The following is a 25,509-nucleotide window of genomic DNA, read 5'->3' as shown; positions in this document are numbered from 1 at the left end:
AACCTTGCTGAATAGCTACTGAAAATAAACATAAGAAAGACGTTCTAGTCTATATGGATTAGAACGTCTTTTCACTTTACTTCATACAAATACTGATTTTTCACTTATTTATTTTGCATTGCACTTAAAAAATCGATAAATTCATCTTCATTTACAGGTTTACTGTAGTAATATCCCTGAATTAGATAACACGCATTACGTTGTAAGACTGTTAATTGTTCTTTCGTTTCTACCCCTTCTGCTATCACTTTCATGTTTAAAGTATGAGCTAGCGAAATAATGGTTTGTATAATTTCATCTCCATCAGTAGAAGTTCCGATCCTATTAACAAATTCTCTTGGAATTTTTAAAGTATCAATTGGATAAAGAGGCAGATACGCTAGTGAAGAATAACCTGTACCAAAATCGTCAATTGATAAATGTACACCATATGATTTTAATGCTTTTAGCTTCGATAAGGTTTCTTTTTCATCTACCATTGCTATTCGCTCTGTTAATTCCAAATCAATCGAATTAGCAGGTACTCCTATCTCTTCTATAGTAGATATCATTGTTTGAACAAAATCTTTCTGTTCAAACTCTATAGCTGATAAATTTATCCCCATCTTTAGATTTGAAAAACCCGCAGAATGCCATTCTTTCAGTTGTCGACACGCTTTCTGTAACGTCCACTTCCCAATTGAAATAATCTGCGCCGTTTCTTCTGCGATAGGTATAAACTCAAAAGGAGAAATCAGCCCAAGCTCTGGATGTTGCCAACGTATTAAAGCCTCTGCACCAATAACCTTACCTGCCTTACTATCAATTTGTGGTTGATACAATAAAAACAACTCATTATTTTCAATTGCATTTGGTAAATCCTGTTCTAATCGTAATCGACGAGTTACTTTTTGAGATAATGTCTCGTCATACATACAAACAGCATTGTTACCTTTTTTCTTTGCGCTATACATAGCGATATCAGCATGTTGTAAAAGTGTAGTAGTATTTATTCCTCCAAATGGATACATTGCTATTCCTATACTAAGAGATAAGTAAAAACTATGCTGATTTACTACAAATGGTTCTTCAGTTATACGAAATAGAGTTTTACACAAATCCAATAGCTGTTGCTCTGTTTGGTTATGGACAATGATTGCAAACTCATCTCCACCTATTCTTGCTAGAGGAATAGTCGGTGACAGACATGTCCTAAAACGTTTGGCAACTTCTTTTAAAACTCTGTCACCAATCGAATGACCCAGTGTATCATTAATGGTCTTAAAGCGATTTAAATCAATATACAGGAGCCCGAAGTTATCCTTTGTTTTTTGTGCACGCTTAATGGATCTATCTAATTCTTGTTGGAAGAATATACGATTTCCAATCTTCGTCACCGTATCATGGAATGCAAGATAGTTTATCTCTTCCTGTTGTTGTTTCATCCTCGTTATGTCTTTTACCATTACATAACTCCCAAAAGTTTGGCCTTCTATCATAATAGGAACTATAGTGACATACCAAAATAGCATGTCCTTCTCATTGTTATCTTTCACACGTAACTGTAACGAAGATGAACTACATCGTCTCCCTTTCTTTATAGCCGCTTCCAATTCAGATTTATCTTCATCTAAAAAAATAGAGAAGCACTCTTTCCCTACTAATGTAGCACTGTCTTTTCCTAATAACATACTTCCAGCCTGGTTTATATTTAATACGATACCAGTTGAATCAATCGTTAAAATAGGATCCGGATGATACTCATATAATGACTTAAATCTTTCTTGATTTTTTACCAAATCATTAGATTTGTTTATTAAATCCCTTGTTCTTTGAGATACTGTTTGTTCTAATTGGTTATTAAACACTTTTAATGTTTCAGTTAAATCTTTGTTTTGCATTCGTACGATGGTATGACGAATCAGTACAAATACAAAAGCAATACAATTTCCCGTAATCAATGTAGCTGAAGAAGTTTGCTCTTTCAAAGTAAAGCCAATTAAGACTGCAACTGCAAGATAAGGGAATATGCCAAGAAGTTTCTCTCCAAATGTCGGATTAATAATAAAATAATTTCTTTTAGAAGAAGTATCCTTTGGAATTGTAGCAGCAATAGCGATAAATAATAGTAAAACTCTATACAAACACCTTAAAAATATAACTGAACGCTCTGACAAATCATCCTGTAAGTAGAAATACAAGTAGTCCGTAAAAGCCAATCCAGTTAATACTAGGATAAAAATAAACAATTTACTTTTTGCATTGAAAATAGCAGGTCGAAAGATTAGTGTAACTCCAAGTAATAAAAGTAATAAATCTATAATCGGAAAAATAAATGAGAGAAAAACATCTCCAATTGATAAGAATAAGATATTTGCAGATGGTTTATTAAATAGGTACCACTCTAATGTAAAAATAGCAGTAACAACAATGCATAAATCACAAAGTAAATACGCTTTCTCCCACTTGTTACATTCCATCATAATTTTATAAAAGAACGCAAAGAGAAAGAAGAATAAGAAAAACAACAAAAATACATCAGAGGTATTAAAATTTTGGATGGGTAATTCTACATTAAGTACTTGAAAAGCAGATATGAAATTCCCTATCAAGAAACAACCTATCGCAATAGTAATACAAACCCAGAATACTCCTAACTTAATTTTTCTGGATAATATAGAATACAGTAATGAGATAAATACAGTAGTTTCAACAACTAAAGATGATAGCCGGATATTAAAATCTGATACAAAATAAAGATTCGGAAAAACAAATAAAAATATAACGCAAAAACTTATATAAGCTATTAAAGCCAATAGCAATACATAAAATTGCACATATGCATGTTTACGCAATGGACTCACCTTCTTGAGTTTTTTCTTTACTTTTATTAAAAAGGTCTTGATAGTGGCACAACTCCTACTAATTAAAATGTGTTCACCCTATTATGTATATTATGACCTTTTTAAAAGATTTCTTTCTACATACAACAGTCTTGTTAACTTTTTGTAGATGTTTACAATTTTCAATACTGAGGATTCCAAATAGGATACGTTGAAAAATGTATTTTTTTAAGGTATTTGAGCATCGTAAATTTGGATAGTACAACTTATCCACTCTTTAAATACGAGATAGAATCTAATTCTCTATTGGATTATAGTTAACTCCTAATCGTAACCATTATAGTTACAACTTAGATTCATGTCAATTTCATATTCTCTCTTTTTTAATGGACAAAAAGCATGACATATTTATAAAATAAAACAACTGTAAAGTGATAATAAAGTTATTTAATTCTGATCTAAAAATATAAGAGCCTGGCTACAAATCATATTGTAGTAAGGCTCTTTAAAGTTAGTTGTTTAATTTCTAACCATTTAAATGTGCTTGTAGACAAAAATTAATAATAAAGTTGTTTAAATCTTATTGAACTAAAGCACCCGTTAGTTCAATAAGAAAAAATTATCTATTATTATTAAAGTGGCCCACCTTCAAAACCAATAGGCCATCCATCGTCTTTAAATTTTACTTTATACTGAAACTCAAAGTGACCATCATAAATAAAAGCTAAACTAAACCCAGAAAATATATAATCGTCAAAATTAACCATCTTTCCAAAACATATTGTGGATAGATAGTAGTTCTTCATTTCTTGATTAGGGAAGAATTTCTGTAAATATTTTAATGCACAGCTTATATATAGATGAAGTTCATCGAATGTTTTTTCTGCCATTTCGATAATCTCCACATCGGGATTTTCATTATTCCCTTGAATAATAATATCCACATCTTCCCATTCTCCAATATTAATACTATAAAACCACCGTTTTTGAATGAGATACTTCTCATTTTCGTATATAGGGGGATTAACTAGGTTTAATTTTTTCTCCTCATCTTTAGTTAACGGTTTATCAAGAATAAGCTTTTTATGCAAAATTTCTTTGATATTAGAGACAATATATTTAGATTTGTTTAATTCTAAATAGTCCATTTTCCACCTCATAAATTATAAAATAAAGTAAATTCCCCCTTAAGTATATCATCATCCTTATTCAACTATCCTGCACCGTTAGTTCAATAAGAATTAAACAACTATATTATTTTTCAATGGACTTTATTGTAAATTAAACAACTTTATTATCTCTTAACAACAACTCTATTCACATAAATTTCTTTATAAGCAAGGCTATATTCTTTGTCTGCATATACATATGATTTACAAATCTCTTACATAATGTATGTGTTCCTATTTCATCTAGTTCAAACTCTGTCGCAGTGTTACTAAGTAACTTATATGCTGTACTTCTTTCTATTCTTTCCCTACCTACTCTTAATTAGATACTCATGGTCTTCCATATCTTCAATGTACCTATTTAAATCTCTTCTTAATGCCGCAGTAATCTAGATACATTACTGCTTACCGCTCTTTATTTCAAGCATTAAGATATAACTCCCTTTCAAACCTGCAACCTTTAGTTTTAAGAGGTTACTAATACATAAACCTATATTGTATAACTATTTTACTACATTGTTTGGGACAAATTTTAATTTAAACCATATATTATCTATATTTATTAAACCTTTTCTGTTTTTGGAAAAGAGATACCAAAAACTGTTTTATTCCATGGACTACTTTCAACCCATATCCTGCCCTGGTTTTTTTCTACTAAGGATTTAGCAATAGCAAGCCCTAATCCGCTACCTCCATTAATAGAATTTCTTGATTGGTCACCACGATACATTCGTTCAAATACATGATCTAAATCATGTTCCGCGATTCCCTGTCCTTTATCCCAAACAAGCAATTGGAATTCTTGATTTGATTCCATGAGTTCTATTCCAAGTACTTTTCCTTCTTTCCCATATAAAATAGCATTTTTTATTAGGTTATCTATAATTCTTATAATACTTAGATAATCAGCCGTGATAAAACATTTTGTTTTTGGTAAACTAAGCTTTAACTCTAAATTATTCTTCTTGATTTCAGGCAAATACTCAATTAATACTTCTCTGGTAATTTCAGTTAACTCTAGAGATTCAGGATTTATTAAAACTTCATCTGCATCTAGCTTTGCCATATTAAATATTTCATTGATTAATTGCTTTAAGTTGCTGGATTTTTTTGAAATAATTTCAAGATACTCTTTTTTCTCTTCTCGAGAAACAGCTATATCATCTTTTAAAGCATCAATATATCCTATAATAGATGTAAGAGGAGTTCTGATATCATGAGAAATACTTGATAAGAGCCTTTTTCTCGCATTTTGAGCTTTGATGGATTCAATTTGAACTCTCTCTAACTGTTCAATTAATTCATTCACAGAAAATATCATTTTATTAAATACATTATCTTCATTTACAATTAACCTTGTTGTTAAATTCCCTTTAATTACACGTTGTAACTCCTCAATCATTATTTTCAAACGATTAACGAAGTGGAACCTTATAAGTAAGAGAAAAGTCGTAAAGAAAAATAGTACTATGTACAAAACAAGTTTATTTATTCCTAATAGCTGATTATTTAAATCTGCAAAAAAAAGTCCTATAATACATAATAATTGAAGAACATTAAGTAAGATAATTTTATCGCTATACATTTTGGTCACCTACAAACTTATATCCTATTCCCCAAACTGTTTGTATTAATTGAGGATTAGAGGGATCCACTTCTATTTTTTTTCTAAGTTTTCGAATATGGACCATGACAGTATTATCATCTTCTAAATAGTTGTCCCCCCAAACATTACGGAACAACTGAGATTTTGTAAACACTTGCTCCGGATTTAAAGCAAAAAACCTTAGTAGTTCCATCTCTTTTGCAGTTAAAGGAATCTCTTCCCCCTCTTTGAAAACAGTATATTTTTTCATATCAATTGAGATTTCTTTAAACTCTATACGTGTTTGCTCTCTATCCCCTGCTTCACTTCCTAAAACTAAAAATCTCCTCATAAGAGCTTTAACTCTAGCTACTACCTCATTTATACTAAAAGGTTTTGTAATATAATCATCTGCGCCCATACTTAAACCTAATATCTTATCAGTTTCATGATTTTTAGCAGTGAGCATTAGAATAGGAACATTCGTTTTTTCTCTTAATTTTCTGCAGACCTCAATCCCATCAATTTTTGGCATCATAAGATCTAATATAAACAGATCATATTTGTTTTTATTAAATAACGAAAGAGCGTGCTCGCCATCTATAGCAACATCAACCTTATATAGTTCTCGCTCCATATATTTTTTTAATAAATCTCTAATTTCTTTCTCATCATCCGCTATAAGAATTCTAATTTCTCGCAAAATAACACCTGCTTTCATAACTTCTATTATACATGTCCAAAATTATTGCGCTTATTCTCTTTAATTTACAAGTCATCAAAATAAGAAAATTGGCATTTCTTTAAAGAAATGCCAATTCTCAAAAATTAAACTGTTTCAAACGCCAATATGTCGTTTATTATATTAGCATTCTTTTTAAGAATATCTAGCTTTGAATTTGATAACATTTCCATATGGGTTCCGTACCCTTGAATTATCCTGAAATTCTTCGTAGTAGCATTCTCCCACAGTAAATTATTTTCATCTTCTTTTTCTTTTACTGATTTTATATAACTTATATTTCCATCAATACTGCCATTTGTTGTTGTACTCTGTACATACATATAAGACTTCATAATTAATTCTATCAAATAATCACTAGCTAATTTTTCTAAATCTTTATATTTTTTCAGATTGAATTTTTCATGAAGTTCTCTTTTACACTCTTCCTCTGTATAAAGATTCTGTTCTACAATCGTACGGTATTTTGAATCAATAAGAATAAGATTTTCTACTTCTAAACCTTGTCTATTCAATTCTTTTGCCACATCGAAGGCAAGAATTCCACCAGCTGAATATCCCACTAATGTGTACGGTCCTTCTGATTGAATATCTTTTATTATTTTAACATATTGTGCAATTCTATTTTCAGATTTAATAAAATTAAAACTGTAAACCGAATATGACTCAATATGCTTTGCTAGCCCCATATATGCTATTCCTATTGAAGCAGCAGGTGGGAAACAAAATAGTTTTTTATTGGTGCTTGTTGAGCTACTAAGTTGAATACAATCCTCTGTATAATCCTTTAACATTTCTTTTGCGCCTTCTAAGAACGCTGAAAAACTTCGAACTGTAGGTTTATCAAATACATCTTTAAACGGTACTCTAAAGTTTAACTCTGCAACTATCCTTGAAACAAATGTCATAACGTTTAAAGAGTTCGCTCCGATATCAAATAAATTAGTATTCATACCTATTTTTTTGATATTTAAAATTTCTTCCCATATGCTAACAATTTTTTCTTCTAAATCATTTCTTGGTGGTTCGTATTCTAATTCATATTTGACATTTCCATCTGGTGCTGGTAATGAATTTATATCTATTTTACCATTTGTTGTCAACGGTAATTCCTTAAGCTGTGTAAAAAATGCCGGTATCATATAATTTGGAAGTTCTTTTGATAAATTTCTTCGCATCTCTGTAACAGTAATTGCTTTTTCTTTATTCTCTAAAACAACATATGCACAAAGATACTGACTATTCTCACCGTCTATTCTTGCAACAACTTTTGTTTCTTTTATATTATCTAATTTTAGAATTTGATTCTCTATTTCTCCTAATTCAATTCTATAACCACGAATTTTTACTTGATGGTCAGTTCTCCCTATAAATTCGATATTTCCACTAGGCAACCATCTTGCAAGATCCCCTGTTCGATACATCTTTGCTCCAGGTACATATGGATTTGATATAAATTTTTCTGCTGTCAATTCAGGTCTATTTAAATAACCTGTAGCAACACCATCTCCACTTATATAAAGTTCTCCTTCTATTCCTACTGGTAATATCTTTTGATTATCATCCAATATATAAATTTGAACATTATCAATTGGCTTCCCAATAGGTACCGATATGTGTTTATCTTCATTAAGGCTATATTTATAAATCATACAGCCAATTGTTGTTTCTGTTGGACCATACTCATTATAGATTTCAACATTATGATTGAAACTTTTTGAAATCTCTCTTGCTAACTCAGTCTTTAAATCTTCTCCACCCACTATTAATCGTTTTATACTTGAATTGCTGTTATCAATATCTCTTATCAACCTTAAATGGGATGGTGTCAATTTTACTATACCTACTCTATTATCCTTAAAGATTTTTCTTATAATTGGTTCATCCCCATCATTATTGTAAATAACTATTTTATTTCCAGAAATTAATGGTGTGAATAATGATGTAATTGTAAGGTCAAATGAGAAAGATGAATACAAGGCAAAATCTAAGGCCTCTCCTTTGACATATTCCTTATTTGCCCATGTTATATAATTGACTAGGCCTCGTTGCTTCAGCATAGTTCCCTTTGGCATACCTGTAGAACCCGAAGTATAAATCATATAAGCTAGATTGTTAGTATTACTTGTTACTTTTATATTTTCAGTAGAATAATGATTATACTCTTCATCTAAAAATACTATTTCTTTGCTTAACCTCACTGCATCTTTACCTTTTGTAAGTATTATATTTGTTCCACTATCCTCTACTATATACTTAATTCGCTCTTCAGGATATTCAGGATCTATTGGTAAATATGCTGCTCCAGATTTTAAAATCCCCATAATTCCTATAATCATCTCTAGAGAACGTTCAAGCATGATACCTACAACTGTGTCTGGTTGAACTCCTTTATTCTGGATTATCCTAGCTATTTGGTTAGATTTTTCATTAAGTTCTTTATAAGTAAGTTGCTGCTTATCAAATACCACAGCTACCTTATTTGGAGTCCGTTCTACCTGTTCTTCAAATAAGCGATGAATTGTTTTTTCTTTTGGATACTCTGCCTTTGTTTCATTAAACTCATTCAAGAAATAATGCTTTTCTTCTTTTGAAAGGATTTCTAATTGATTCACATTTTTATGTTCATCCTGCACAACTTGGTCCGTAACATTTTTCAGATGATTTGCTATATTCTGGATGAGTTTTTCTGAATAGAGATTTCCATCATATGATATTTTGAGAACAAGCTGTTCACCTGGAACGACAACTATTGTAAATCCATAGTTGGTTTGTTCAATCCCTTTAATATCCTTAAACACGAAACTACTCTTACTTTCTTCTTCCTGAAGTAAACGTTCATCAAGTGCATAATTCTCAAAAATCATTACATGATCAATTAAATCCCTTTTTAAATCACTAAGAGACTGTATATCTGAAAGATTCATATAGTTGTATGCTTGGCTTTCTATTGCTTGTTGCTGTACCTCTTTTAAAATATTTTTAAAGCTCTTCTGTTCTTTTATATTAATTCTCGTTGGAATTGCATTAATGAATAATCCAACCATTTTTTCAATTCCAGCTACTTTGGCATCTCTACCAGAAACGACAGAACCGAATACAACATCGTCTGTATGATTATACTTGGCTAAAATAATCCCCCATAAAGTTTGTAGCACAGTGTTTAACGTAACATTATTTTGATTAGCCAATTCAGTCATTTTTTTCGTAAGTTCCCTTGAAAATTCAATGAGCGTCTCTTGTCCATGGTACTCTCTTGTACTATCAATTTTGAACGATGGAACTTTCGCAGGTTTTTGATATCCTGCTAAATATTGTTTCCAATATTGAATTCCCTCTTCTTTTTCCTGTTCTCCTAACCATCTAATATAATCACTATATGGTCTTGGCTCTTCTAAATTAGGATACTGTCCTACTTGTTTGTTTCCATAGATATGGAACAATTCTCCCAAAATAATACCTCTGCCCCATCCATCGAATAAGATGTGATGATTACTCCATATAATTGTATAAGCCTTATCATCAGTTTGAATAAGTTCCAGTCTAATTAAGACATCTTTACTAAAATCAAAACCTTTTTCTCGATCTTGTTCAATGTAGGTTGTTATACTTTCTCTTTGCTGATCTATTCCTTGCTGTCTAATATCTCGGTATCTAAAGCCAATCTTTCGACCTTTTATAATTACATTTTTTGGTTGTTCTGTAATTTCAAATTCAATTGCTGTCCGAAGGATTTCATGTCTTTTCATAATATCGTTCAAGCTTTCCTCGAATAAGTTGACATCAATAAACCCTTTGACATCAATGACAAGTTGTTCAAAGTATGCACCTGATTGTGGATCTTCTAATGCATGGAATAGCATACCCTGCTGCATATTAGCTAATGGATAAATCTTTTCTACTTCTCCCCACCTATTTTTCGCCTTGATTTCCTCTAGTTGTTCGAAGCTTAATTCTTTGTCTCCATAGTCAAATGGTGTTTTTTCAGCCTGTTCCTTAGAAATGCAATGATGGATTACATCAAGAAGAGCAGCCTTGAAAGCTTCTGTAAACTCCACTACGACATCCTCTGCATATACTTTTGTATTATAAGTCGTATCAATAGTGAGCTTTCCATCTAAGACAATAGCATTCATTTCTATAGGTGTTTCTCTTGTATGTTTACCTCCAATCGACTCTCCTGCCGATATCCAAGAAGAAGAAAAGATTGTATTATTGAGATCTGCATCCATTTGACCTAAGTAATTAAACAAAATAGGTGGCTGTTCAATATTCCATAAATCTGGATCTCCACTCAATTGTTTTAAAACCCCATAGCCTATTCCCTTATTCGGAATTCTTCTAAGAGACTCTTTCACTGTTTTAATAGTCATTGAAAGGTCCTTTTCATCTTCTAAATTGATGTATACAGGATATTTGGTTGTAAACCATCCAACTGTTCGGCTAATATCTACATTTTTTATAATCCGTTCTCTACCATGGCCCTCTAGACTAATCCTAATTTTATTTTCACCAGTTACTCTCCTTGTAGCTATTAAAAGAGCACTAATCAGTAAATCATTGATTTCAGTATGATATGCTTGATTTGTTTCTCTTAACAATCGGCTTGTTTCCTCTATTCCGAGAGCGGTACTAAAAGTATCACTATCCTCATATCGGCATAGTCCAACTTCCTCTTTTTTCTCTAAAAAGTTAACATTATCCTTTAATGTGTTCACCCAATATTGCTTTTCTCTAAAGATTTTTGCACTCTTAGCATACTCGTTGAGCTGAGTGGCATACTCTTTATAAGAAGTCGTTTTTGGATAAAACGCTATTGGTTCTCCTTTCATTAGCTGGCTGTATCCAAGTGCAAAATCTTCAAATAGGATTCTCCAAGAGATTCCATCCACCACAAGGTGATGAATAATAAGTAACAGATGGTCTCCAACATTCGTCTTAAACTGTGCTACATTTACAAGAGGTCCTTCTTGTATATCAATTTTCTTCTGTAATATTGTCGCAAGTTCTTGAATTTTCACATCTGGATTATCTTCTCTCGAAACGTCATAAACATAAAAACCAAATTGATTCTTTTCCACTTCTCGATTGAATTGAAGTACTTCATTATTCTCCTCTTTATAAATCATTCGTAAAGCGTCATGATGTACAAAAATTGCTTCCATAACTTCTTGTATCATTTCCTCACGGAATCCATCTTTCCTATACAACATAACTGCATGATTATAATGATTTACATCTTCTTTTCCATTCATAAAATACGCTTTTTGAATTGGAGTGAGCAACACATCTCCTGTTTCAATTTCATAAGAACCTTCTTGTATTGTCTCAATATTGACATAGTTGCTTAAAAACTTGATTTCCGGATAGGTAAATAGATCTTTCATCTCTAGCGTGATACCTTCTCGTGATAAACGTGAGATAATTTGTAAAGCTTTAATAGAATCTCCACCCGAAGCAAAAAAGTTATGGCTAATCCCAATTGGCTTGACTCCTAATATATCTTCCCATACCTTCACAAGTTTTTCTTCTACCTGATTTCTTGGTTTTTCATAATCTACTCCCTTACTCACATCTGGCTCTGGTAAAGCTTTTTCGTCTACTTTTCCATTTGCCGTAAGTGGAATACGCTCCATCTGAACAAAATAAGATGGAATCATGTATTCAGGGATTTCTACTTTTAAGTACGCTCTTAATTCTTCAAATGATAGGTCCCTTTGGGACGTAATATATGCACATAGATATCTTCTTCCGTCCTGACCTTCTCGGTCAATCACGAATGCTTCTTTAATTTGTTCGTGTTTAACTAAATGACGCTTAATCTCTTCTGTTTCAATTCGATAACCTCTTATTTTCACTTGACCGTCAATCCTACCTGCAAGCTCAATTCTACCATCTGATAGTCTTCGAGCAAGATCCCCTGTCCGATACATTTTTTTATTTGGTTCAAACGGATTTTGAACAAATTTTTCTTCTGTCAAATCTGCTCTGTTTAAATATCCACTTGCTACGCCATCTCCTGATAAGCATAATTCACCATAAACACCTTCTGGGACAAGTTTCATTTGTTGATCCACTACGTAAGCCTTCATATTCTGAATTGGTCTTCCAATCACAGGGCATTCTTTGAAAGCTGCCATTGTATCATATTCAATAACTTGATATACCGAACCAATTGTCGCCTCTGTAGGTCCATAGTGATTCATTACCGCATGATTTGGGTAATGTGTATAGAATGTTTCAACATCTATTGGATTGATTTTCTCTCCACCTAACACGACTAATCTCAAAGTTTTACAGCTCTGATTATTTGAGAAACTCGGATCATTCACCAAGACGTTAAAGAGAGACGGTGTTAATTTCAAATAAGAAATCCCTTGTTCTTCTATATACTGTAATGCTTTCTGAGCATTAGTATATACTTCTTTTGTAACGAGATGCAGTTCACATCCATTTAAAAGTGATGAATATAGACTTGTATAGCCCAAGTCGAATGCATAGGAAGATACTAACATTGCCTTATCTGTTTCTTTTAGATTCGCTTCCTTTGTAAACCAAGTCATGTAGTTTACAACGTTGTTGTGCTGAACACATACACCTTTAGGTGTACCAGTCGAACCTGATGTATAGATGATATATGCATTATGATTCCATTTATAATTGACTAATAAATTTGATATATCCCTCTCTTTTATAGAATCATCTTCCATGGAGATTACTTCTCCATTAAATTGGAGAGTTTCTTTCCTTTCTCCTTTTACTATCAATAGGCTAGCATTACTGTCCTTTAAAATGACATTCGTTCTTTTATCCAGTTGTTCAGGATCTATTGGTAAGTAAGTAGCTCCTGCTTTTAATACGGCCATAATTCCAATAATCATTTCAAGAGATTCTTCCACTAACATACCTACTGTTATCCCTGGCTTTGCTCCTTTTTCTTGAAGCAACCTTGCTATTTGATTCGCTCTTTCATTCAGTTCCAGATACGTAAGTTTCTGATTTTTAAATACCACGGCTACATGGTGAGGTGTTCGTTTCACCTGTTCCTCAAATAATTGTGAAATTGTTTTATCTTTCAAATAATCAGCTTTTGTATCTTTATCATCCTGCAATAGCATCTGCACTTCTTCTTCTGAAAGCAACATAATATCCTGAATGCTTTGTTCTGGCTTCTCAATAATTTCTTTAAAAACCTGGATTAAATGTTTAGCTAATCTTTCTACAGTTTCCTTCTTAAATAATTTAGTTCTGTAATTTAATACACATTTGATACTACGCTCTTCTTCAACAGCGGTAAGTGTTAAATCAAATTTAGAAACATGCGCCTTCATTTGATATGGTGAGAAAGTTAAACCTTGTATTTCAAAATCATCATAGTCAAAGTTTTGTAAGACGAGCATTGTATCAAACAAAGCACTTCTGCTCATATCTCTCTTTAAATCTAATTTTTCAACTAATTCATCAAATGGATAATCCTGATTTTCATAGGCTTTTAAAGCATTCTCTTTAACTTCTTTTAAATAATCTTGGAATGAAACGTCTCGTTTTGGATAATTTCTCATTGCAAGAGTATTAACAAAAATACCCATAATCTGTTTCAAATCATCATGAGGTCTTCCTGCGATTGGAGATCCCACTACGATTTCCTCTTGCCCCGTATATTTTGAAAGCAGTGTTGTGTATCCCGCTAACAGAAGCATATACAGCGTCACACCATGTTCCTTCGCCATCTTCTTAAGATTAACATATATGTCACTATCGATTTCAAAATGTACAAGGTCACCTTCTGTACTTTGAATTGGCGGTCTTTTATAATCTGTCGGCATATTTAGTACTGGTACTTCTTCTTTAAATACATGCATCCAATACTCTTCTTGTTTTTTCATTTCTTCTTGAGTAAACAATTCTCTTTGCCATACAGAATAATCTTTATATTGAATGCTTAATGGAGATAATTCTTTCCCGTTGTATAACTCAGCTAATTCCTGTGTAAAGATCCCCATTGATACACCATCTGATATAATATGGTGCATATCTAATACAATCACGTGCTCATCATCTGTAACATGTATGATTTCAACCCGTAAAAGAGGAGCCTTCTCCAAATCAAACGGTTTAACAAATCCATTGATCATATCATCTAGCTTATTGGTACCCATTTCTCTATACGTCACTTGGAAATCTATGTCTTTTTCAATCTTTTGAACTGGTTCACCATCTACCATTACAAAAGAAGTTCTTAAAGCTTCATGTCTTTCGATTAATTTATGGAAAGCCTTCTCAAGTTGCTGAACATCCAAATCACCTTTTATCTTCATGGCGAACGGTATATTGTAAGATACTCCGCTACCCTCTATTTTGTTTAAAATATAGAGTCTTTTTTGTGCAGATGAAAGTGGATAATAATCTTGTTCTTCTACTTTTTTGATCGATGCATATACACTTTCTTTTGTAGAGTCAATAAATTCTCCAATCCCTTTTATAGTAGGTGTTTGGAAGATTTGTCGTAAAGGTATCTCCACCATAAGTTCCTTATGGATTTTAGAAACCATCGTAGTTGCTTTAAGAGAATGACCTCCTATTTCAAAAAAGTGCTGGTTGATACCGATTTTTTCCACTCCTAAAATTTCCTGCCAAATGGATACAAGTCTTTCTTCGACTTCATTCCTTGGTGCCTCATACTCTACTCCCACAACTGCACTTTCATCAGGTTCTGGTAAGGCCTTTCGGTCCACTTTTCCATTTGCTGTAAGTGGTAGTTTATCCAACTGAACGAAAAACGCAGGAATCATATACTCTGGAAGCTCTTGCGCCAAAACCTTCCGAATTTCTTGTAATATGGATTCTTTCTTACGTGTTTCAGACGTAAAATAAGCACATAAATATGGTTGACCATTATTATCCTCTCTTGCGATGACAACGGCTTCTTTAATCTCTTTCTGTTTCAAAAGTTGATTCTCTATCTCACCTAGTTCAATCCTGAAACCTCGAATTTTCACTTGATGGTCAATTCTACCTAAAAATTCGATATTCCCATTAGGCAATAACCTTGCAAGATCTCCTGTCCGGTACATCCTTTCCCCTGGAATGAATGGATTTGGAACAAACTTCTCCGCTGTGAGCTCTGGTCTGTTTAAATAACCACGTGCCAAACCTTCCCCACTTACACAAAGTTCACCTGCAACTCCTAATGGCAATAAATTATTTTCCGTATCAAGGATATAAACCCTGTTATTACTTATTGGTTTACCAATAAGTACCTTCTGATCTTCCTGTTTTAATTCACATATTGTAGAACAAACACTATTTTCTGTTGGACCATATTCATTAAACAATTTTACGTGAGGCATTTTCTGAAAATGTTTTGTAATTAGATTTTCATTAAAACCTTCACCTGCAATTGTCACAAATCTCAAATCTACTAAAGGCTTATCAATAGTGTTTAATAGATTATTATAATAGCTTGGAACAGCTAACAAATTAGTTACTTTATTATTTTGAATAATATTTATAAATTTACTGAAATTCATTCTTATATCTTCTATTAAAATTAATTTACCTCCAGAAAGCAAAGTAGTAAAAATATCTTCAACAGAGCTGTCAAAAGAGAAAGAAGGCATCTGTAACGTAATATCACTTTCACTATATTGATATGATTCTATTCTCCAACATAACGTATTGAGAATAGATTTATGATTCACCATAACACCCTTTGGTTTTCCTGTTGAACCTGAAGTGTATATTATATAAGCCATGTCAGAGGACTTATTTAGACTAGGCAAGTTTTCTGTAAATCTATCCTTAATCTTTTGTACATTTATATCAATACAAGTTAAATCATAATCTACATGTTTATTTTCTTGTTTTAACAATATTTCTATACCACTGTCTTCTAACATATATCTTCTTCTATCCTCTGGATACTCAGGATCAATTGGAAGGTATGCTCCCCCGGCTTTTAATATCGCCATCATACCAACTATCATTTCAATCGAACGTTCAACCATAATACCAACCACAGTATTAGATTTCACACCTTTTTCTCTTAGCAGAGTAGCGACTTGATTAGATTTTTCGTTAAGTTCCCAATAAGTCAATTGTTGATTTTCAAACACAACTGCAATATTTTCAGGTGTCCTTTCTACCTGTTCTTGGAACAATTGATGTATCGTCTTCTCTTTTGGATAATCTACTTTTGTATCATTAAATTCATACAATAAAGTTGTTCTTTCTTCTTCTGAAATTATGTCTATTTCATTTATTTTCTTATTCTCATCTGCAATCACTTGTTCAGTTACTTTTTTAATGTGCATTTCGATATTATCTATTATTTTGTCATCATAAATATTGCCATCATAAGTTAAAACTAAATTTAACTTCTCACCTGGAGTTGCAGCAATACTAAAACTATAATTGCTCTGCTCTTCTGCATGTATATCTTCTACCTCAAAACCTATATCCATTTTTTCATTTCCGGCAATACGTTTATCAACAGCATAGTTCTCAAACACAATTATATGATCAATAAGATCATTCTTTAATTTACTCATTGCTTGAACTTCAGCTAAATTCATATAGTTATAATTATTGCTAGCTATAGCTTCACTCTGTACAACCGTTAAAACCTCTTTAAACTTCTGATTCTTTCCAAGGTTTATTCTAGTTGGAATGGCATTAATAAATAAACCAATCATCTTTTCAATTCCGTCTACTGGTGCTTCCCTTCCCGATACAATAGTTCCAAATACTACTTCGTCTGTATTATTATACTTCGCCAAAATAATACCCCAAATACTCTGGAATACTGTATTAAAGGTTACGCTATTCCTATTAGCAAGCTGTGTAATCTTATTTGTTAATTCGTTGGAAAATTCAATTACTTTTTCTCTTCTTAAATACTCACTATTATTCTTAGTAATCTGTAATTTTGGTATTTGCGCTTTCTCTTCATAACCATCTAAATATTGCTCCCAATAACTTTTACCTTCTTCTTTATCTTGCTCTTCCAGCCATTTTATATAATCGCTATAAGGTTTAGTTTCTTCTAACTCATATTCTTCACCATTTATTAATTTTCCATATACAGTGAATAACTCACCTAATACGATTCCAAGACACCAACCGTCCAATAAAATATGGTGATGACTCCATACCAATTTATATAAGTTTTCATCTGTTCTAATCAAACATACTCTCATTAAAGTATCTTTACTTAAGTTAAATCCCTTTTCTGTATCTTCTTCTCTATAATTTTTTATGAATAACTCTTTTTCTATAGTTCCTCTTTCACTTATATCGCAATATTGAAAACCTATTTCTCTATCCGCTATTATTATTTGTCTAGGCTCCTCAACTATTTCATATTCAAATGATGCTCTTAGTATTTCGTATCTTTGCATGATTTTATTAAAACTTGTTTTTAATATCTCTACATCAACGTATCCTGTTATATCCATGACAGTTTGTTCAAAATATGCTTTTGAATTTTTGTTTTCCAAAGCATGGAACAGCATTCCTTTTTGCATATTTGCTAACGGGTAAATCTTTTCAATTTCGAAATCTTTATACTTTTCTTTAATATCCTTAAGTTCACTTAGAGTTAATTTAGTATCCCCATAGTCATAAGGCGTTTTTTCCACCTCTATTTGACTAACACAATGATCAATTATAGTTTCAAGACTTTCTTTAAACTTATCATTTAATTTCCTGATTGTTAGTTCATCAAACTCTAGCTCATTAAAGGTAGTATTTATAACCAATTCATTATTAATAATTATCGAATTGATTTCTATCGAATTATTTCTTGAAATCTTTCCTCCAATTGTTTCCCCATAAGAAAATTTTGATTCAGAAAATTCATTTCTGTTAACATCATTATCCATTTCACCTAAATAGTTAAATGAAATTGGTGCTTTTTGTTCATTTAATAGATACTTCTCTTTTGATAAATATTTTAGTATACCAAATCCGATTCCCTTGTTAGGAATTTTCCTTAAAGTTTCTTTTACCATTTTTATATTAGTAGCAAGATCGGTCTCATTGCCTAAATCTATAAGTACTGGATACATAGTTGTAAACCAACCTACAGTCCTACTAATATCTACATTTTCTAAGATATCTTCTCTTCCATGTCCCTCCATATTTATTTTTATACAATTTTCACTTGTTATCTCTCTAGCACCTAATAATAAGGAAGTTAACAATATATCATTTATTTCTGTATTGTATGCTCTATTGGATTTTCTTAATAAACTTATAGTCTTTTCCTTATTTAAAGAAATACTAACTGTTTTACTATTTTCGAATGTGTCACTTTTGAGCTCTTTTTTTCTAGGTATAAATGCAACCTCAGTATTTGCTATCTCTTGCCAATACTCTTTTTCCTTTAATAATTTATTGCTACTAGCATACTCCCTCAGCTTAGAGGAAAATTCTTTAAAGGATTCAGTCTTGAATCCAACGTCTAACTTCTCACCTCTTAAATCCTGAGAATATAGAGTTTCAAAATCTTCTAATATTATTCTCCATGATACTCCATCTACTACAAGATGATGAATGGTAATAAGCAGATGATCACCTTGATTCGTTTTAAATAAACAAAGATTAACGAGTTTACCATTTTTGATGGAAGATTTCTTTTGGATATTTGTCGCTAATTCATATATTTTCTCTTCCTTATTCTCTACTCCCTCAACATCATGAACGTATAAATCAAAGAGGTTATCCTTATAGCCTCTATTATACTGAATGATCTCTCCATCATTTTCTCTATAAATCATTCTAAGGGCATCATGCTGCTCTAATATCTTATTAAAGACTCTCTCTATTCTCTTTTGATCAAATCCATCTTCCCTAAACAGCATAAATGATTGATTAAAATGATCTAGTTCTTCTTTATTTTTCTCAAAATACCATTTTTGAATTGGAGATAATATTACTTCTCCTGTAACTATTTCATAAGGTTTTAACCGTTTGTTTTGCTTTTTTACATACTTACTAAGATCTTTAATTTTAGGGTTTGCAAATAGTTCTTTCACTTCTAACTTAAGATTTATTCTAGACAACCTGGACACAATTTGCAGAGCCTTAATAGAATCTCCACCTGATACAAAGAAATGATGATTTATCCCTATATCCTCTATGCCTAGGATATCCCTCCAAATCTCAACAAGATGTGTTTCAACTTCATTTCTTGGTGCCTCATATTCTACCCCTGATTGACTACTTCTATCTGGCTCTGGAAGTGCTTTTCGATCCACTTTATCGTTTGATGTAAGTGGTAACTGGTCAAGTTGAACAAAATAAGAGGGAATCATGTAATCAGGAAGTTCCTTTTCTAAAAATTCTCTTATCTTGGCTGAAGATATTGCTTTTTCAGACACAATATAAGCACTTATATACGTATGATTTTTCTTATCCTCTTTTGCTATTACTACGACCTCTTTTATATCTTGATGTTTTAACAACTGGCTCTCTATTTCACCAAGTTCTATTCTATACCCACGTATTTTTACTTGATGGTCAATTCTTCCTATGAATTCAACATTTCCATCAGGCATCCATCTTACAAGATCACCTGTACGATACATTTTTTCTCCACTGACGAAAGGATTTCCCACAAATTTCTCGGCAGTTAAGGCTGGATTATTTAAATAACCTCTTGCCAATCCAACTCCAGATATACATAACTCTCCTGTTACTCCAATTGGACAAAGCTGATTATACTTATTTACTATATAAACTTTAGTATTATACACCGGTTTTCCAATTGGAATATTATCATCATTTTTATTCATTAAGAAACTTGTAGTTACTACTGTATTTTCGGTTGGACCGTAGGCATTTACAAGTTGATAGCGAGTATTCTTATTTAAAATTAACTTTTCGCCACCGGATACTAACATTCTTAAAGAATGATTATCTTGTAATATAAATTGTTCACTTACCTTAGATGGGAATGTTGCAACTGTTATGTCTTTACTATTCATATATTCATTTAATTTATCTAGATCAAGCCTCATATCTTTGCCTAAAACGTGCAAAGTAGCTCCGGTGATTAAACAAGGGAAAATTTCTCCAATAGATGCATCAAATGAGACTTTCAAATAGTTTGTAATTCGATCTCTTTCTGTTATTTTATGAAAATCTACATACCAATTACATAAATTGACTAAGGAATGATGTTCCACTAACACCCCTTTTGGTAAACCCGTGGAACCAGACGTATAAATGACATAGGCTAAATCATTTCTATTATTACGCCTTTCCATATTAATTTGCTCTTGATTTTTTATTGTTTCATCATTAATTGAGATTTTAGTTATACATTCATTATTGATAAAATGAAGTTTATCGTATAAATGAGTCTGCGTTAATACGAATTTTGCGTTACTATCTTCTACCATATATTTAATTCGCTCTTCAGGATATTCAGGGTCTATTGGTAAATACGCTGCCCCTGATTTTAATATACCCATGATACCGACAATCATATCTAAAGAACGTTCCACCATAATTCCTACAATCATTTCTGGATGAACACCCTTATCATAAAGTACTCTAGCTACTTGATTGGATTTTTCATTGAGCTCCTTATAAGTAACTTGTTGCCCCTCAAATTCTACGGCAACCTTGTTTGGAGTTCTCTCTACCTGCTCCTCAAATAATTGATAAATGGTTTTATTCTTTGGATAATCCATATAAGTTTCATTAAATTCATTCAAAAGAATGTGCTTTTCTTCTCCCGAAAGCATATCTATTTGACCTAAACAAACTTCCTGATTATTAGTAATTTCTCTTAAAATACTAACAAAGTGCTCTGATATTTTAGCTATTGTCTCTTTCTTAAACAATTTTGTACAATATTCTAAATCAAATTTTATGATGTTATTAGTTTCTACTGCTGATAATGTTAAATCAAAATTTGCTATATTAAGTTCACTATCATATGTTTCAAAACTTAACCCTTTAATCTCTTCATTAGAGGTATCTAAGTTTTGTAGCACAAACATCGTATCAAATAATGCACTTCTACTCATATCTCTTTGTAAGTCCAGCTTTTCAACCAGTTCATCCAAAGGATAATCTTGATTTTCATAAGCCTTTAATGCATTTTCTTTTACTTCTCTTAAATAATTACGAAATGTTTTATCTTCATTTGGATAATTTCTCATCGCAAGGGTATTCACAAACATTCCGACAATATTTTCAAAATCATGATGGCTTCTTCCTGCAATTGGAGATCCTACCACAATATCATCTTGACCCGTATATCTTGAAAGTAAAGTTGTATATCCAGCTAACAGAAGCATATACATGGTAACCCCATTTTCTTTTGCAATTCTATTAAGGTTCTTTGTCAACTCACTATCTATTTCAAAACTTCTTCGAGCCCCTTCAACACTTTGTGTCGGCGGCCTTTTATAATCTGTTGGCATATTTAAAATAGGTACTTCTTCTTTAAAAACATTTATCCAATATTCTTCTTGCTTCTTCATTTCCTCTTGAGTAAACAAGTCTTTTTGCCATACTGCATAATCTTTATACTGTAGGTCCAATGGGGATAACTCTTTCCCTTCATACAGTTTACAGAGCTCTCTATTTAAAATGTTCATTGAAACTCCATCTGAAATGATATGGTGCATATCTAGGACCATCACGTGCTCATTATCTGTGGCATGTATAATTTCAACCCGTAAAAGAGGACCTTTCTCCAAATCAAACGGTTTAACAAATCCATTAATCATATCATCTAGCTTATTAGTACCCATTTCTCTATACGTCACTTGGAAATCTATCTCTTTTTCAATCTTTTGAACTGGTTCACCATCTACCATTACAAAAGAAGTTCTTAAAGCTTCATGTCTTTCGATTAGTTTATAGAATGCATTCTCAAGCTGATGAACATCCAAATCACCTTTTATTTTCATAGCGAAAGGCATATTATAAGATACTCCGCTACCCTCTATTTTGTTTAAAATGTAGAGTCTTCTTTGGGCAGATGAGAGCGGATAATAATCCTGTTCTTCTACTTTCTTAATCGATGCATATACACTTTCTTTCGTAGAGTCAATATATTCTCCAATTCCTTTTATAGTAGGTGTTTGGAAGATTTGTCGTAAAGGTAGCTCCACCATAAGTTCCTTATGGATTCTAGAAACCATCGTAGTCGCTTTCAGTGAATGGCCTCCAATTTCAAAAAAGTTGTGTTGAATTCCTATGTTTTCTATATCTAAAATATCTTGCCAAATGGATACAAGCTTTTCTTCGACTGTATTCCTTGGTGCCTCATACTCTACTACTCCCGCAACCGAACTTTCATCAGGACTTGGTAAAGCCTTTCGATCCACTTTCCCATTTGTAGTAAGTGGTAGCTTGTCTAGCTGAACAAAAAAAGCAGGAATCATATACTCTGGTAACTCTTTTGCCAAAAACTTTCGAATTTCTTGAATCCTAATCTCATCCTTCGATGTTTCGGAAGTAAAGTATGCACATAAATATTGATGATTATTACTATCTTCTCTTGCGATAACAACAGCTTCTTTTACTTCCTTATGTTTTAGAAGTTGACTCTCTATCTCACCCAGTTCAATCCTGAAACCACGAATTTTCACTTGATGGTCAATTCTTCCTAAAAACTCAATATTTCCATCAGGTAACATTCTCACAAGGTCTCCTGTTCGATACATTCTCTCTCCTAGAATGAACGGATTTGGAACGAATTTCTGAACTGTTAATCTCTCGTTATTTAAATACCCTTTACTTAATCCGTCTCCAGAAATACATAGTTCTCCAGGCACACCAAGTGGAAGCAGGTTAGAATTTTTATCTACTACAAAAACCGAAGTATTTGCTAACGGTTTTCCTATTGGGATAACCTCAGTTACTTCATTAACAAAATAATAAGTAGCATATACCGTGCTTTCAGTTGGACCATAAACATGAATAATTTTATCTTTGCCCAATTTCTCAAGGGCTTTGTTCACATGTGAAACTGAAACTCTTTCACCACCGAATAATATTTTTCTTATTTTATCTAAACAATCTATTTCTAAATCTACAAGCGCATTAAACAAAGCTGTGGTAATAAACATAATACTTATCTGTTCTTCCTTTATTAACTCAGCTAGTTTAACAAGACTTAATACAGTGTCCTTCTCAACCATTATTAACTTTGCACCATTTAGAAGCGCACCATAAATATCAAATATAGACCCATCAAAAGCATAATTCGAAAGTTGTAGTATCGTATCATTCTCATTAATTTCAATATAATTTGTATTCTTAACTACTCTAATTGCACTATAATGCGGAATAACTACTCCTTTTGGTGTTCCTGTTGATCCTGAAGTATAAATGATATAAGCTGTATCACTTGAATGATTTATCAAATTCAAATTATCTGTACTTAGCCTTAAAAAATTCTCTTGATCTAAATTAATTAACTCCACATTCAAATTAAATTGACTTATACATCTATCTTGAGTCAATAAAACTTTTACATTACTATCTTGTAACATGTAGTCAATTCTCTCTTTAGGGGTCTCAGGATCAATTGGTAAATAAGCCGCTCCGGATTTTAAAATCCCCATAATTCCTATAATCATTTCTAAAGAACGGTCGACCATGATTCCTACAATTGTGTTTGATTGAACACCTTTTTCTCGCAGTAGTCTAGCTATTTGATTTGATTTTTCATTTAATTCCCTATAAGTTAGGTTATTACTTTTAAAGCTAACTGCCACACGGTCAGGTGTCTTCTCAACCTGTTCCTCAAACAATTGATGTATCAACCTATCTTTAGGATATTCAACGGTTGTTTCATTAAATTTATAAAGAAGGATGTTTCTTTCCTCTTCTGAAATTAAATCTATATCGATCAATTTCTTGGCATCATTTTCGATAACTTGCTTCGTTACATTTTGAATATGACACTCTAGATTATTGATTAGTCTTTCTTCATATACATTTTCATCATATACAATTGTTAGTTTCAATTTCTCTCCTATTCCTACAGTAAGGCTTAGGCTATAATTACTTCTCTCTTCGTCGGTTACAGATACAACTTCGAACCCTAATCCACTTTCCTTTTCTTCCAATCCTTTTTCATCAATAGCATAATTTTCAAATACTAATATATGATCAATAAGATTACTTTTTAAGTTGCTAAGAGCTTGAACTTCGGCTAAATTAATATAATTATAATCATTACCCTCTATTGCATCATGTTGAGTTGCTTTTAAAACTTCTTTAAATGATTTTTCACTTTGCAGCTTTATTCTAGTTGGTATTGTATTTATAAATAAACCTAACATATTCTCTATACCTTCTACAGCTGCATCTCTGCCTGAGACAACTGTTCCAAAAACAACATCCTCACTATTGTTATACTTCGCTAGAATAAGCCCCCAAATACTCTGCATCACTGTATTTAAGGTGACGTTATTTTTATTTGCCAGTTGTGTAATCTTATCAGTTAACTCTTTTGAAAACTCTATCACTTTTTCTCTTCTCTGATACTTTCCAGCACTAGAGTTATTAAATTTAGGAAGGGTAGCATTTAACTCATACCCCTCCAGATACTTACTCCAATACTTCAATCCTTCTTCATTATCCTGATTATTTAGCCAATTTATATAATCACTATAGGGTCTAGGATCTTCTAATTGATGCTCTTCACCTTTCATTTTATGTGAATAGATAGTAAATAACTCATCTAATATAATCCCAATACACCAACCATCAAGTAATATATGATGAAAGCTCCAAATTACTTTATATGAGTTATCATTTGTTTTGATCAAACAAATTCTCATAAGGGTTTCTTTTGTTAGGTCAAAGCCCTTCACCTTATCATCTACTATATATTTTTCCACATATAAATCTTTAGTGTTTAAATCTAAATCACTTACATCATTATAGCTAAACTTAATTTTTCTATCCCTTAATATTACATGTAATGGCTCGTCCAATTTATAATTAAATGATGCTCTTAACACTTCGTGCCGTTTCATAATCTCGTTGAAACTTTCCTCAAAAATAGTTTCATCTACATAACCTTTTATATCTAATATAATTTGTTCAAAATATGCATCTGAATTTTTATCTTCAATAGCATGAAACAGTATCCCCTTTTGCATATTTGACAATGGATAGATTTTCTCAACTTTATTAACTTTCATAAATTTATCC

The 25,509-nt window shown here is 32.0% G+C and carries 5 protein-coding genes and 1 pseudogene; all 6 read right to left on the bottom strand.

Annotated elements, in window-relative coordinates:
- Positions 1-104 precede the first annotated feature (104 nt).
- The 6 genes and pseudogenes from ACTFR3_RS20660 to ACTFR3_RS20635 all read right to left on the bottom strand — a co-directional run bounded on the left by ACTFR3_RS20660 (position 105) and on the right by ACTFR3_RS20635 (position 25,499).
- On the bottom strand, positions 105-2,834 hold the full coding sequence (locus ACTFR3_RS20660) for an EAL domain-containing protein (RefSeq protein WP_440044780.1): 2,730 nt from the start codon (positions 2,832-2,834) through the stop codon (positions 105-107).
- Between the two features lie 620 nt (positions 2,835-3,454).
- Positions 3,455-3,970, bottom strand: coding sequence for a hypothetical protein (locus ACTFR3_RS20655; protein WP_440044779.1), 516 nt, complete (start codon positions 3,968-3,970; stop codon positions 3,455-3,457).
- A gap of 175 nt (positions 3,971-4,145) precedes the next feature.
- Positions 4,146-4,488: pseudogene (locus ACTFR3_RS20650) on the bottom strand (tyrosine-type recombinase/integrase); the annotation flags it as partial.
- Positions 4,489-4,553: 65 nt separating this feature from the next.
- Entirely contained in the window at positions 4,554-5,576 is a 1,023-nt protein-coding gene (locus ACTFR3_RS20645) for a sensor histidine kinase (protein WP_440044777.1), read from the bottom strand.
- The gene (locus tag ACTFR3_RS20640; RefSeq protein ID WP_048536048.1) at positions 5,569-6,279 is read right to left on the bottom strand and encodes a response regulator transcription factor; all 711 of its coding nucleotides are present in this window, start codon (positions 6,277-6,279) and stop codon (positions 5,569-5,571) included. Before ACTFR3_RS20640 ends, ACTFR3_RS20645 begins: the two co-directional genes overlap by 8 nt.
- Positions 6,280-6,404: 125 nt before the next feature.
- Positions 6,405-25,499, bottom strand: a complete 19,095-nt coding sequence (locus tag ACTFR3_RS20635) for a non-ribosomal peptide synthase/polyketide synthase (protein ID WP_440044776.1) — start codon at positions 25,497-25,499, stop codon at positions 6,405-6,407.
- Positions 25,500-25,509: the final 10 nt, after the last annotated feature.

The sequence above is a fragment of the Bacillus cereus group sp. MYBK14-1 genome, from assembly GCF_051916885.1.
Taxonomy (GTDB): domain Bacteria; phylum Bacillota; class Bacilli; order Bacillales; family Bacillaceae_G; genus Bacillus_A; species Bacillus_A cereus.
This window is presented reverse-complemented; position numbering and strand designations above follow the sequence as displayed.

What these genes read in the sequence shown, in the direction of transcription:
- ACTFR3_RS20655 (WP_440044779.1), bottom strand. Translation starts at nt 3,970, where the DNA reads ATGGACTATTTAGAATTAAACAAATCTAAATATATTGTCTCTAATATC.
- ACTFR3_RS20645 (WP_440044777.1), bottom strand. Translation starts at nt 5,576, where the DNA reads ATGTATAGCGATAAAATTATCTTACTTAATGTTCTTCAATTATTATGT.
- ACTFR3_RS20635 (WP_440044776.1), bottom strand. Translation starts at nt 25,499, where the DNA reads ATGAAAGTTAATAAAGTTGAGAAAATCTATCCATTGTCAAATATGCAA.